At 36.4% G+C, this 13,909-nt stretch carries 9 protein-coding genes; all 9 read right to left on the reverse strand.

Going from position 1 to position 13,909, the window contains the following annotated elements:
- Positions 1–154: 154 nt before the first annotated feature.
- Positions 155–2,644 (reverse strand): DUF7619 domain-containing protein, encoded by a 2,490-nt coding sequence (locus LZF87_RS11115; RefSeq protein WP_244339080.1) that lies wholly within the window; start codon positions 2,642–2,644, stop codon positions 155–157.
- Positions 2,645–2,851: 207 nt separating this feature from the next.
- Entirely contained in the window at positions 2,852–4,621 is a 1,770-nt protein-coding gene (gene rpsA, locus LZF87_RS11120) for a 30S ribosomal protein S1 (RefSeq protein ID WP_244339081.1), read from the reverse strand.
- A gap of 545 nt (positions 4,622–5,166) precedes the next feature.
- Positions 5,167–6,420, reverse strand: a complete 1,254-nt coding sequence (locus tag LZF87_RS11125; RefSeq protein ID WP_244339082.1) for a nucleoside permease — start codon at positions 6,418–6,420, stop codon at positions 5,167–5,169.
- Positions 6,421–6,565: 145 nt separating this feature from the next.
- On the reverse strand, positions 6,566–7,255 hold the full coding sequence (gene cmk / locus LZF87_RS11130; RefSeq protein ID WP_244339083.1) for a (d)CMP kinase: 690 nt from the start codon (positions 7,253–7,255) through the stop codon (positions 6,566–6,568).
- A 71-nt stretch (positions 7,256–7,326) separates the two neighbouring features.
- The gene (gene porQ, locus LZF87_RS11135; protein WP_244339084.1) at positions 7,327–8,346 is read right to left on the reverse strand and encodes a type IX secretion system protein PorQ; all 1,020 of its coding nucleotides are present in this window, start codon (positions 8,344–8,346) and stop codon (positions 7,327–7,329) included.
- A 111-nt stretch (positions 8,347–8,457) separates the two neighbouring features.
- Positions 8,458–10,908: an endopeptidase La gene (gene lon, locus LZF87_RS11140; protein ID WP_244339085.1), complete on the reverse strand. Its 2,451-nt coding sequence runs from the start codon at positions 10,906–10,908 to the stop codon at positions 8,458–8,460.
- Between the two features lie 193 nt (positions 10,909–11,101).
- Positions 11,102–11,626: a lipocalin family protein gene (locus tag LZF87_RS11145; protein WP_244339086.1), complete on the reverse strand. Its 525-nt coding sequence runs from the start codon at positions 11,624–11,626 to the stop codon at positions 11,102–11,104.
- Between the two features lie 64 nt (positions 11,627–11,690).
- Positions 11,691–13,010 (reverse strand): MFS transporter, encoded by a 1,320-nt coding sequence (locus tag LZF87_RS11150; RefSeq protein ID WP_244339087.1) that lies wholly within the window; start codon positions 13,008–13,010, stop codon positions 11,691–11,693.
- 62 nt (positions 13,011–13,072) lie between these two features.
- A complete protein-coding gene (locus LZF87_RS11155; protein WP_244339088.1) occupies positions 13,073–13,891 on the reverse strand; it encodes a M48 family metallopeptidase in 819 nt (272 codons plus the stop codon).
- Positions 13,892–13,909 lie beyond the last annotated feature (18 nt).

A 13,909-nucleotide genomic window follows, 5' to 3' on the forward strand; every position in this document is an offset into this window, starting at 1 on the left:
AATAAATTTATCGTCGCAAATGTACTAAAGCAAGAGATTTCAAATGTATTTTTCTTACTAATTTTTACGATATTTCAAAAAAAAATCTCTCTTTTAAACAAAAAATCCCGACTACAAACCGTAATCGAGATTTTGAAGTATGAAAAACAGCAACTTACTGCTTGATAAACTTGGTATTCGAAGTTCCTTTATCCGAATTGATTTTGATGAAATAATTCCCGGAAGCCAAACTGGAAACATCCACTTTTGAGACATTCTGTGCGCTTGGAACCACTAGCACCAATTGTCCTAATTGATTGTAGATATTGATGGAACTTACTGCAATAATTTGTTTGGTTTCGATGTTCAAAACGTCTTTCACCGGATTCGGATATAAACTGAAATACTGATCAAATCCAAAATCCTGAGTGCTTAATGCCTGAATCGTTGTAGTAGCAGTATTAGTTACAATCGGGAAGTTATAATCGAAATAAATACTAGCATTATTACTGAAAGTATCCCCATTTGCTAATGTAGGTTTCGTTTTGATTTTGAATGCAACATACCCATCATTATTAGCATCATCAAACGGTAAATTGATGTTTTCAAAAATGAATTCCACTTTGTTACCTGAAGTGATATTGGTTACAAACGGATGACTTCCTTTGATCGGCACCAAAGAATTGACATCAAACTTGTTCGTATCAATCATATCTTTTACCACAATGTTCTCAGCAGGGAAAGTTCCGGTGTTTTCGAAACGGATCATGTAATGAACATACTTCCCTACTTCGCTTGGAGCAATTGTTGCTCCTTCCAGACAAGTTTTGTCGTTGGGATCGAAAGAGTTTACTACAGTTTGGGCATAGTTAAAGCTGTTATCTGAGACACTATTTTCTGTTAAACTACTAGTTATTGATGAATTAAAATACAAAACATCACCCATAATTACAGGAGGTGACTGTGTAGGGGAATTGAGGCTAAATAAAACTCCGATTTCCTTTGTTTCAAAAGGCTGCAAATTGGTAAAATTCCAAGATAAATTATTTGTAGTTTGGTTTGCAGTTGGAGAGGAAGTCGAAATTAAATTGAGAACAGCATCATCAAAACCTAAATTAATTGTACCTGATTGGACTGAATTACCGTTATTCTTATAAATGATTCTGTATTTACAATTGAATCCCGGTCTTGCCTGAACCATTGGAAGCAACTTAATTTCTAGATCATTGGTTGGAATACTGTAATTTGGGGATACACAGAAATTTTTAATATACGGATTTGATGAAGCTGGAAAAGTAATATTTAAAACAGATGGATTTTTGATAAAATAATTTGGATTTCCATTCAAAAATGGAGTTACAGTATAAGTACCCGATTGAAAAGGAATATCATATGCTCCAGTATCATCCGCAATAACAGTTCTGCTATTAGATCCTCCGGTTATATTAAACCTTAAAAAAGGAAGTGGATTACCAGAACCGTTACAATCTCCGCTAAGACTAAATTTATTATTCCCCTTTAATCTGTAAAATGTGCCAGCCGGCGTAAAAGTACAATAAGAGTTTATTGTACAATTAGTATATCCATAAGTATTTAATTTTTGCTGAATAGCAGGAATATCAGAATCTTTTACACAAATGAAATTAAGATTTGGACAGTCTTGAAATTCAAGTCTAGCCGGTAATGTTTGTTTTTTTACTAATAAAGCTCTTAACAATGGATTACCACCACAATATAAATCACTTAAATATACGTTTAAATTCACATCTAAAACTGTCAATTGATTCACTACACAATGTAAAGAGCTTAACTTAGTTAAAAGCGATAAATCAAGGGATGTAATTTGATTATGTCCTATACTTAAAGTTTTTAGTTTACTGAAACTAAGAGAACTTGTAGGTATAAAATCTAAAGAGGTCAACTGATTGACCTCACCATGTATCTCTTCAATACTTGTTGATCCTGTTACATTTAAACTTGTTAACCTATTTCTGTCACAATAAACTATTTTTAAACTCGGAACTGTAGAAATATCCAGCTGAGTCAGAAGGTTATTAGAACATCGCAATTCCTTAAAATTCCCAGTAAAGTTCAAAGAAGTTAACTGATTGTTATTACAAAAGAACAGGTCGGCATTTATTGGTAAATCATCTGCAAAATTTACTGTCAAACTCGTTAATCTGTTATCCTCACATTTCAACCTAGTTAAAAGTGGCCCATTCAAACTAAGGTTTGCCAATTGATTTGAACTACATTCCACCACTTTTAACGAATTTAATCCATCCAAATTGAGTGAGGTTATCATGTTGCCAATACAGTGAAGTTCAACCAGATTAGTTAATCCACTCAAATCGAGACTAGTTAGTCGGTTTCCTCCACATTCTAACCATTTTAAATTTGTAAAGCTTCTGATTCCAACTAAAGATGCAATACGTTCATTAGGCACTAATATATAACCTACGAGTAATGCTTCGCTTACTTGTATTTCATTATCACCATTTGCATCTAAAGTTATTGAATTATAATGTATATCCTTCACAACGTCACTTCCAGGAGTTGCGCCTAATAACAGTGTTTTAAATTCATAATCCTCAATGTAAACATTCTGGCCATTTACAACCGTAAAAAGACCTAAAGCCAACAACAAAAAGTAGATTTTCTTCATAAGATAAATTTAGATTCGTAAAAGTATTGAAATAAGAAATTTCGCCTGTACTTTTCTTATTAATTTTTGTGGTTTTTTTCAATAAAAAGGGTTCAGGACGTATTTAAATACGTATCATAACTTATTAAATGGGATTCGGACTATTTTATAAAGCATAAAAAAAGCCCCGCAATTGCGGGGCTTTTTACTATTTAGATTAAGGAAATATTAGTTTTCTCCTTTTTCCATTTTAGCTTTTAATTCAGCAAGAATATCATTGTTGTCTCCTAATGTAGATGCTTGTGCATTTGTAGAAGCAGCAGTGTTAGATTCAGAAGCTTTCACGTTTTTCTCTTCTTCTTCACGGAAGATAGCAGTGTGAGAAGCAACTACTCTTTTGAATTCTTTGTTGAACTCGATAACTTTGAAATCAGCAGTTTCGCCTTTTTTCAATTTTTTACCGTCTTCTTTTTCAAGGTGACGTGTAGGAATGAAAGCAACGATATCTTCACCGAATTCTACAGTAGCTCCTTTGTCAACGATTTCAGAGATAGTTCCGTTGTGGATAGTTCCAACAGCAAAACCTTCTTCATATTTGTCCCAAGGATTTGGAGTAGTTTGTTTGTGACCTAAAGATAATTTACGTCCATCAACATCTAACTCTAATACTACTACGTCTAATTTATCACCAACGTTAACAAATTCAGACGGGTGTTTGATTTTCTTAGTCCAAGAAAGGTCAGAGATATATACTAAACCGTCGATTCCTTCTTCTAACTCAACGAAAATTCCGAAGTTAGTAAAGTTTCTAACGATACCAGTGTGTTTAGAACCTACTGGGTATTTAGCAGTGATATCAGTCCAAGGATCTTGCGTTAATTGTTTGATACCTAAAGACATTTTACGGTCTTCTCTATCCAAAGTTAAGATAACTGCTTCAACAACATCTCCAACTTTTACGAAATCCTGAGCACTTCTTAAGTGAGTAGACCAAGACATTTCAGAAACGTGGATTAAACCTTCAACACCTTCAGCAACTTCGATAAATGCACCGTAATCAGCGATTACAACTACTTTACCTTTTACTTTATCACCAACTTTCAAGTTAGCATCTAAAGCATCCCAAGGGTGAGCGTTTAATTGTTTTAAACCTAATTGGATTCTTGTTTTCTCATCATCGAAATCAAGGATTACCACGTTAAGTTTCTGGTCTAATTCAAGAACTTCAGATGGGTGGTTGATTCTTGACCAAGATAAGTCAGTGATGTGGATTAATCCGTCTACACCTCCTAAGTCAATGAACACACCGTAAGAAGTAATGTTTTTAACAACACCTTCTAATACTTGTCCTTTTTCTAATTGACCAATGATTTCTTTTTTCTGTACTTCAATATCAGCTTCGATAAGCGCTTTGTGAGAAACAACAACGTTTTTGAACTCATGGTTGATTTTCACAACTTTGAATTCCATAGTTTTGTTTACATATTGATCGTAATCACGGATAGGTTTCACGTCGATTTGAGAACCTGGCAAGAACGCCTCGATTCCGAATACGTCAACGATCATACCACCTTTAGTTCTGCATTTCACGAAACCGTTAACGATTTCTCCAGACTCATTAGCAGCGATAACTCTATCCCAAGCTTTGATTGTACGTGCTTTTCTGTGAGATAATACTAACTGACCTGATTTGTCCTCACGAACGTCAATTAATACTTCAACTTTGTCTCCAACTTTCAAGTTCGGGTTGTAACGGAACTCGTTTAAAGAGATAACACCTTCAGATTTAGCGTTGATGTCAACGATAGCGTCTCTTTCAGTGATTCTAACAACTACACCTTCTACTACTTCTTCAGCATCTGTAGAGATGAAAGTTTTAGCAACTAAATCTTCGAATTCTTTTAAGTTCTGAGCATCTACTGCATCAATACCTTCTTCGAAGTTGTGCCAGTTAAAATTCGCTAAAAACTCTTCTTGTGTTTTGTTTACTTCAGACATGTCTGATAAAAAATTTGTATGCCGTGCCTCTCGAGTTTCTTAATGCGACAGAAAACAACAGCAGTGTTTTACATAAATAGTTGATACCTAATAGAAACTCTTACTCGCTAAAAGGTGTGCAAAATTAACAATAATTATTTAATTACCAAAGTTTTATTGAACTATTGCCAGACTTCTTAGATTATCGGACTATTAAAATAGATAAACTACACCGATAGTCAAATTGCCAAACAGTTAAAATCTAAAGGCAAAAAACTAAAATCAATAAAATCTAAGCCTGTCTAAAAATCTATTTTAGTTTAGAGATTCGAAAAAGAAGCGAATGTCCCGATAACTATCGGGACGAGCATTTTTACAAACCTTATTAGCTTCGCTGAATCTTCGATTTCCCGCTATCCATTCCAATCTGTTATCGCGAGTTTGCAAAGCAATCTCACAATAAAAGGATTTCTACTCCTATCGGGGTTATTCAATCAATTGTATGAACATCGGCAAACAAAAAACCGACAAACAATGTCCGTCGGTTTTCAATTTTATCATAGTGTTTAGTGACTCACACTCTCCACATCCTTCAGATCGTGTTTATGCTTGAACAACACCGCAAAGGCTACAGCAATTACTAAAGCATAGCCCGCAAACGCAAGCCATATATTGTGCCAGTCGCGTTGCCCATCAACCGTGAAGTATTTATCAATGACATATCCACTGATAATTCCCCCAAAGAAAGCTCCAAATCCGTTAGACATCATCATAAACAAACCTTGCGCACTCGAACGAATTTTAGAATCTGTAGTCGTTTCCACGAACAAAGAACCCGATATATTAAAGAAGTCGAATGCCATTCCATATACGATACAAGACAAGATAATCATCCACAAACCACCTTCGGGATCTCCGTAAGCAAACAATCCGAAACGCAGTACCCAAGCCAGCATACTCATCAACATCACATTTTTAATCCCGAAACGTTTCAGGAAAAACGGTATTGCCAAAATAAAAAGTGTTTCCGAAATCTGAGAAATCGACATGATAATCGTCGAATATCGCACTACAAAGGAATCGGCATATTGAGGTATTTTTTCAAATTCAGACAAATAGGTATCACCGTACATATTGGTCAACTGCAATGCTCCTCCCAAAAACATGGAAAAAATAAAAAACAGCGCCATTTTGTAATTCGCAAAAAGTCTGAAAGCATTTAAACCTAATGACCGTACTAAAGATGCATCCTCCGCCGTCTTATTCTGAGGCGGACAAGCTGGCAAAGTGAATGAATAAACACCAAGAACTATCGCAGCAAAGGCAGAAATGTAAAACATGTTTACCGAAGCTTTGTTACCGGTTAAATTAGTAATCCACATCGCAACGATAAAACCAACCGTTCCCCAAACGCGAATCGGCGGAAATACCTTTACAACATCAAACTGATTATTCTTAAGAATCGTATATCCGATAGAATTGGACAAAGAAATAGTTGGCATATAACACAGCATTGCTGCAAAAATCACCCAATAAAACGTTGTTGGATTATCCACCTGAGCTAGATAGGCTATCGCCAAACCTCCTAAAATGTGTAAAATACCGTAAAGTCTTTCGGCATTCACCCAACGATCGGCAATAATTCCCGTAAGTGCCGGCATCAGAATTGAGGAAAGTCCCAAGGTGGAAAAAATAGCCCCAAACTCGGCCCCACTCCATTGTTTTGTACCAAACCAGTAATTTCCAACAGTAATCAGCCATGCTCCCCAAACAAAAAATTGCAGAAAGCTCATTAAGACAAGGCGATTTTTTATATTCATACGTCTATTTTTGTGATAAAAAATTATAATTTTTTCAAAAAGACAGCAAATCTAACATTAAAAACAAAAAACCCAAAATAATTTAGACTATTCTACAAGCCCAAATCATTTTGGATTATTCAATATAAATTATTTAAACAGTTTGTTACGCCGTAACCTTTTCGTTAACCAAATTTAACACCAATTGAAACTGTTCTTTTTTGGTAAGCCCAGAATTATCAAGTTCAATAGCATCGGCCGCTTTTACCAAAGGAGAATCTTCACGGTGGGTATCCATATAATCGCGTTCATTAACATTCTGAAGCACGTCCTGAAACGTTATCTGCTGCCCCAATTCCAACAACTCATCATAACGACGTTGCGCCCTGGTATGCGGACTGGCAGTCATGAAAATCTTCAACTCGGCATGTGGGAACACAACAGTTCCGATATCTCTACCATCCATTACAACTGCTTTGTTTTTTCCCATCTTCTGTTGCTGTTCTACCAATCTGGAGCGTACTTCGGATATTTCGGCAATTCTACTTACCAAACGAGAAACTTCCAAAGTTCTGATTTCAGTTTCGACATTTTTCCCGTTCAGAAACATTTCGGCAAAACCCAATTCAGGATTAAACTCAAAATGCAGGTGCACATCAGGCATGCTGTCAACCAGTTTCTTTCTTTCCAAATGATCTTCAGAAATATAATTATGCTGCATTGCAAAAACAGTTACTGCGCGATACATCGCACCAGTATCCACATAAACATACCCCAAATGCTTTGCCAATTGCTTAGCCAGAGTACTTTTTCCTGTTGACGAAAATCCGTCTATTGCTATGGTAATCTTTTTCAATTCCTTAATGATTATAATTCTTCTTTCGATTTTTTATCCACGACTTAAAAAACTTTCGCTTTGACAATTCTTTATTGGAAATTAATCGTCAGACCAAATAAACTCATGTTTGCAGCAACTGTATATCTGGAATACGAATAATCAAATTTAACTTTATTAAATCGCAATCCGAAACCTGCTGAAATTCCCGAAAAATTTCTTTGATCTACAATTCGTAACTCCTCGCCTCTTCTAAAATTATAACTCAACCTAATGTTGAATGCTTTTTGAGGAAACAACTCAGCTCCAAAAATAACGTGTCTGAACACATTGCTGAAAAATGTCACCTTTTCCTCCTCTGACTGACCATCAATTGTCTCTTCTGCCCTGTTAGGATTACTGAAAGCTATATTCCATTGCTGAAGGTTTTCCAAAGTCAAATGCCATCGAAGCGGAACATTTTCCAATTCCTGAGATACTCCAGCAATTATTTCCAACGGAAGTTTTTCCCTGTCACCGGCATACGTCGAAATCTGTGTTCCGACATTCCTGATTACAAGCCCAACGTTGATATCATTATCTTCGTCTACATACAAACCTCCGATATCGGCAGCAACACCAAACGAATTATAGCTCTCGAGTGTCGACGAAATCAATTTCACATTGGCTCCCACATAAATTGGTGTCCACGGAATATTATAGGCGTATCCTCCGGACAGCGCCATTTCGCTACCTGTGAAATCCCCTGTTTTCTGCCCATTCTCATCGTATCCTTCAAACTGACCGTAATTTACATAATTTACTCCAACATGCAATGTCTGGACATGTCGATCCCACGTATAGGCATAAGCAGCAGTACCATAAGCAACTTCACCGAAATAACTCCCGTAATTCAAGGAAAGGTGATTATCCATTTCAGCATTTATGGTGGCCGGATTGTATATTCCCTGGTTTACGTCCTGATCGTATATGGTTACTGTTTTTCCACCTAAAGCAGCCTGTCTTGGAGAGGTAACTAAACTCAGAAACTGATAAGTATATTTTCCACCAATCTGACCGTAGTTCACAGTACAAATCAGCAGTAAAAATAAAATCAGAAGTTTCTTGTACATTTATTGGTTTTCGTTTCTGGGTGTATAACGCAATTGCGAAGATAAAATTATAAAAGGGATTACGCAAAAAAAGAAATTCCAACTTATTTCTAAATTGGAATTCTTTACTGTTTACAATTTTTTAGGGTTTTTCACCTTCTGATTCGTTATGGCAATTTCCAGGACGTCTTCCATGGTATCTACATAATGAAATATCAGGCCTTCAATGTACTCCGGTTTGATTTCATCAATATCATACTTATTCTCCTTGCAAAGAATAATCTCTTTAATATTAGCTCTTTTCGCAGCCAGAATTTTTTCTTTGATACCTCCAACCGGCAATACTTTTCCGCGAAGCGTAATTTCCCCTGTCATGGCAAGGCTTTTCTTAACGCGTTTTTGCGTGAAACTTGAAACCAGGGAGGTCAGCATTGCTACACCAGCACTTGGTCCGTCTTTAGGTGTCGCTCCTTCAGGAACGTGAATATGAATATTATATTTCTCCAAAACTTCAGCATCAATCCCCAATTTTTCGGCATTGGATTTAATGTATTCCAAGGCAATAGTAACTGATTCTTTCATAACCGTACCTAAATTTCCGGTCATTGTCAAGGCTCCTTTTCCTTTTGAAATAATGGATTCAATAAACAGAATATCGCCGCCAACGCTTGTCCAAGCCAAACCTGTTACCACTCCGGCCGTTTCATTATTTTCGTATTTATCGCGCTCTAAACGAGGAGCACCTAATACTTTTATAATATCTTCTTCGGTAATTTTCACATTATATTCTTCCTCCAAAGCAATACTTTTGGCAGCATTTCTTACTACAGAAGCAATTTTTTTCTCGAGCGAACGAACACCAGATTCCCTTGTGTATCCAACAACTATTTTTTCAAGCTGTTTTTTACCGATTTGAAGATCTTTCGAAGTTAGTCCATGCTCCTTTAATTGTTTAGGAAGTAAATGCTGTTTTGCAATTTCAATTTTCTCTTCTATGGTATAACCTGTCATATTGATAACCTCCATACGATCACGTAAAGCTGGCTGAATGCTTGTCATACTGTTTGAAGTCGCAATGAACATCACTTTAGACAAATCGAAGCCCATTTCAAGGAAATTATCATAGAAATCCGAATTTTGCTCCGGATCTAAAACTTCCAATAAGGCTGATGAAGGATCTCCGTTAAAACTGCTCGACAGTTTATCAATCTCATCCAAAACAAATACCGGATTGGAAGTACCGGCTTTCTTTAAACTTTGAATGATTCTTCCCGGCATCGCACCAATATAAGTTTTTCTGTGACCTCGGATTTCTGCCTCGTCACGTAATCCTCCTAATGAAATACGCACATATTGTCTTCCCAAGGCTTCTGCTATTGACTTACCGATAGAGGTTTTACCAACACCCGGAGGCCCATATAAACAAAGGATTGGAGATTTCATGTCATTACGCAATTTTAAAACTGCCAAATGCTCTATGATACGCTTTTTAACATCGTCTAAACCAAAATGATCACGATCTAATATTTTCTGGGCGTTTTTTAAATCGAATTTATCTTTTGAATAGTCATTCCAAGGTAATTCCAGGAACAACTCCAGATAGTTACGCTGGATACCAAAATCCGGCGATTGCGGATTCATGCGCTGCAATTTTGAAATTTCCTTATCAAAATGCTTGGCTACTTTCTCTTCCCATTTTTTTGATTTGGCTTTAGTGCGCATTTCTTCAATTTCCTGATCATGAGAAACACCGCCCAATTCTTCCTGGATGGTTTTCATCTGTTGATGAAGAAAATATTCCCGTTGTTGCTGATCTAAATCAAAACGGACTTTAGATTGAATATCGTTTTTTAATTCCAATTTCTGAAATTCGACATTCATATATCGCAATGTTTCCATTGCCCTGTCTTTTAAATCATTAACAGACAGCAATTCTTGTTTTTCTTCAACTGACAAATTCATGTTGGAAGAAACAAAATTGATTAGAAATGGATTGCTCTCAATGTTCTTGATGGCAAAAGTTGCCTCCGTTGGAATATTCGGACTCTCTCTAATAATCTGTATTGCCAATTCCTTAATAGAATCTATAATTGCTGAAAATTCTTCATCCTTCTCATCCGGACGATTTTCGGCAACTTCTTTAATTCTTGCTTTAAGGTAAGGCTCATCGGTTGTTACCGCATCAATTTCAAAACGCTTTTTCCCTTGTAAAATAACTGTCGTATTCCCATCAGGTAATTTTAAAACGCGCAGAATTCTGGCTACCGTACCAACCGTATGAATGTCAGCCGCCGTTGGTTCCTCCACGTTCTCATCCTTTTGAGCAACCACCCCAATGATTTTATCACCGGCATTGGCATCGTTGATCAGTTTTATGGATTTATCTCTTCCGGCTGTAATCGGAATCACAACACCCGGAAAAAGAACGGTATTACGTAAAGGCAATATAGGTAACTCCCCCGGAAGGGTTTCGTTATTCATCTCTTCTTCATCTTCCGGAGTTAACAACGGAATTAATTCCGCATCCGTATCAATCTCCTGAAGTGACAGATTGTCAAGCGTGAGTATTTTTTGATTTGGCATAGTATTTTTAAGACTTTTTGTCATTAAACGATAAAGGACAGACAACTGTTTTAACAAACATATAAAATATATCCGATTGAATATCAATACAAATTTACGCTTTATTGAAATTCTTTCTTAGTATTAGTCAATCTTTATGCCAATAAAAAAGCCTGAAAGAGATTTCAGGCTTTTTTATCATTCCATTAAGAAATTATTCTTTCGTATAAATCATCGTGATACCAGATGAAATGAATTCAGGCGTATCAATAGGAACTCCAACGATAATACCCTGATTTTTTCTGAAAACAAGCTCATTACCTGAAACAGTATAAGTATCATTGTATTCTATATTATTTTCAGTGTGTGACAACTTCAATAAATTTCCGTCATAAGTCCATGTTCCATTCACTAACGGATCTGTAAAACACTGAAGTGTATTCACAGATGAAATATCTACTCCTTTATAATCAGCAGTAAAGGTTTTGTCTTCATTTAACGTCAAAAACATATTATTGTAGCATGTTGTCTCAGACATCTGGTTTGAAGAAGCACTTCCGTCACGATTTAAATCAGTCTGAACATCCGTATTAAAAGCCGACAGTTTATATCTTCCAACAATATCAACATTGGTAACACCTTTAAGTACCGCAGGATCAACAGGCTCTGTATCTCCGCATGCTGTAAACAAAACAGCAGAAAATAATGTCAGGGTTGCTAAAATTGTAATTCTTTTCATAATTATTTATTACTAGTCTTTTCTAATTCTATTTTTTTTCAAATATAATATTATTTTTCATTTGTCATAATTTTTTAGGAACTCTTATCAACAAGAATACACCAGAAGCGAAGAGCACCGCTAAAAAAACAATCGAATTCCGCATACTACCCGTAATCTGATCTATCAACCCATATAAAAGCATTCCTATTACTATCCCTATTTTTTCAGAAACATCGTAAAAGCTAAAAAAGGAAGCGGTATCCTTAGTTTCAGGTAAAAATTTCGAATACGTTGAACGTGAAAGCGATTGAATCCCCCCCATGACCAATCCAACAAAACCTGCAGTAATATAAAAATGTACTGGTAAAACAACAAAGAAAGCACAAACGCAAATTATCATCCAAATACAATTAATAATAATTAATGTCGGAATATTTCCAAATTTTACAGAAGCTCTCGAAGTGACAACAGCACCAATAACTGCCACTAACTGTATTACTAGGATACTTATAATCAGCCCCATGGTACGCTGTCCGTCAGACTCCCATGCAATTTCCTGCTCTCCGAAATAAGTGGCTGCCAACATAACTGTTTGAACAGCCATACTGTAAACAAAGAAACTTAAAAGATAACGTTTCAAACGAAGATTATCTTCAAGCAAATGCCATACTTTTTTTAGCTCCTTAAAACCGTTAAAAACAACAGCACTATGCATTTTATTCCCGTTTTCCTGTGTTCCTTTTGGTAAATAATAAAATGCATACTGACTGAAAACAATCCACCAAATACCTACTGATATGAAAGAATACCGCATTGCTTTTATCGCAGCCTCACCTTCAGTCCCTGTAATCCCAAACCAATCCGGTTTCATTACCATGGCAAGATTGATGATAAGCAAAATAACACTTCCAAGATAGCCCATGGAATATCCTTTAGCGCTGACGTTGTCCTGTTGTTCCGGAAATGCTATATCGGGTAAATACGAATTATAAAACACTAAACTTCCCCAAAAACCAATCAGTCCAAAAAAATAACATGCCAGACTGAAATAAATAGTATCCAAATCAAACCAACACAGGCCAATAGTCGATAGTGCTCCCAAATAACAAAAAAATTTCAAGAACGACTTTTTATTACCAGCATAATCGGCAATACCTGAAAGCAACGGTGAAAAAATCGACACCATTAAGAAAGCGGCAGCTGTGGTAAAGCTTATCAAAGCGGTACTTTTTAGTGCGATTCCAAATATTTCAATATACAGATTGCCTTTATCCTTAAATAATTGTCCATAATAAATTGGAAAAATCGCCGAAGCAATTACCAGGCTATAAACCGAGTTAGCCCAATCATAAGATGCCCAGGCATTTAATAATTTAGAACTCCCTTTTTCGAGTTGTTTCATAGTTAAAAATAGGTATAAAAAAATCCCGACTTACATCGGGATTCGAATATACATATTTTTTCTTACTTAAATGTTACTCCGAATTTAGCAGCTTCTTCCTTAGCTTTAGGGATCAGCTTCTTAATATTTGCAATACGGGTCTCATCTGAAGGGTGCGTACTCATAAATTCAGGGGGTTTGTTTCCGCCTGCATTGGCCGCCATTCTTTCCCAAAACGCCACAGCTTTATCAGGATTATAACCTGCAACTGCCATAAGCGTCAAACCAATCATGTCTGCCTCACTTTCATGAGAACGGCTGAAAGGCATCATCCCTCCATACTCAGATCCGATTCCGTAAGCAGTCATAATAGCCGCTTGTGTCTCTTTACTTTGGCCTCCAGCAGCAACGCCTAGTCCTACTGCTCCTAATTGCTGAATCATCCCTGCGCTCATACGTTGTTGCCCGTGATTCGCTAATGCATGCGCAACCTCATGCCCCATTACAGTAGCCATACCGGCATCATCCTGACAGATCGGCATAATTCCGGTATAAAAAACTATTTTTCCTCCAGGCATACACCACGCATTCACTTCTTTATTATCTACCAAATTGTATTCCCATTGATAATCTTTAAGATAACCTTCTTTTCCATTAGCATTCAACCATTTTTCTGCGGCTGCCTTTATCTTCATTCCAACGTTTTCAACACGTTCAGCATCTTTGGTTCCTTTTATTACCTTATTTTCTCCCAAAAACTGATTGTATTGCTGAAAGGATGATGGGAAGATTTGGCTATTTGGCACCAAAGCCATCGTGTTTTTTCCAGTAAACGGGTTCTTGGCACAAGAAATAACAAGTGCTAATGAACCGGCAATTATCAAACTTGATTTCAGATTCATAATGTAAGATTTTATCGG

The sequence above is a fragment of the Flavobacterium enshiense genome (genome assembly GCF_022836875.1).
Classification (GTDB): domain Bacteria; phylum Bacteroidota; class Bacteroidia; order Flavobacteriales; family Flavobacteriaceae; genus Flavobacterium; species Flavobacterium enshiense_A.

Bases quoted from the DNA above. Each gene is read 5' to 3' on its own strand.
- LZF87_RS11115 (WP_244339080.1), bottom strand. From the start codon at position 2,644: ATGAAGAAAATCTACTTTTTGTTGTTGGCTTTAGGTCTTTTTACGGTT.
- rpsA (WP_244339081.1), bottom strand. From the start codon at position 4,621: ATGTCTGAAGTAAACAAAACACAAGAAGAGTTTTTAGCGAATTTTAAC.
- LZF87_RS11125 (WP_244339082.1), bottom strand. From the start codon at position 6,420: ATGAATATAAAAAATCGCCTTGTCTTAATGAGCTTTCTGCAATTTTTT.
- porQ (WP_244339084.1), bottom strand. From the start codon at position 8,346: ATGTACAAGAAACTTCTGATTTTATTTTTACTGCTGATTTGTACTGTG.
- lon (WP_244339085.1), bottom strand. From the start codon at position 10,908: ATGCCAAATCAAAAAATACTCACGCTTGACAATCTGTCACTTCAGGAG.
- LZF87_RS11145 (WP_244339086.1), bottom strand. From the start codon at position 11,626: ATGAAAAGAATTACAATTTTAGCAACCCTGACATTATTTTCTGCTGTT.
- LZF87_RS11150 (WP_244339087.1), bottom strand. From the start codon at position 13,010: ATGAAACAACTCGAAAAAGGGAGTTCTAAATTATTAAATGCCTGGGCA.
- LZF87_RS11155 (WP_244339088.1), bottom strand. From the start codon at position 13,891: ATGAATCTGAAATCAAGTTTGATAATTGCCGGTTCATTAGCACTTGTT.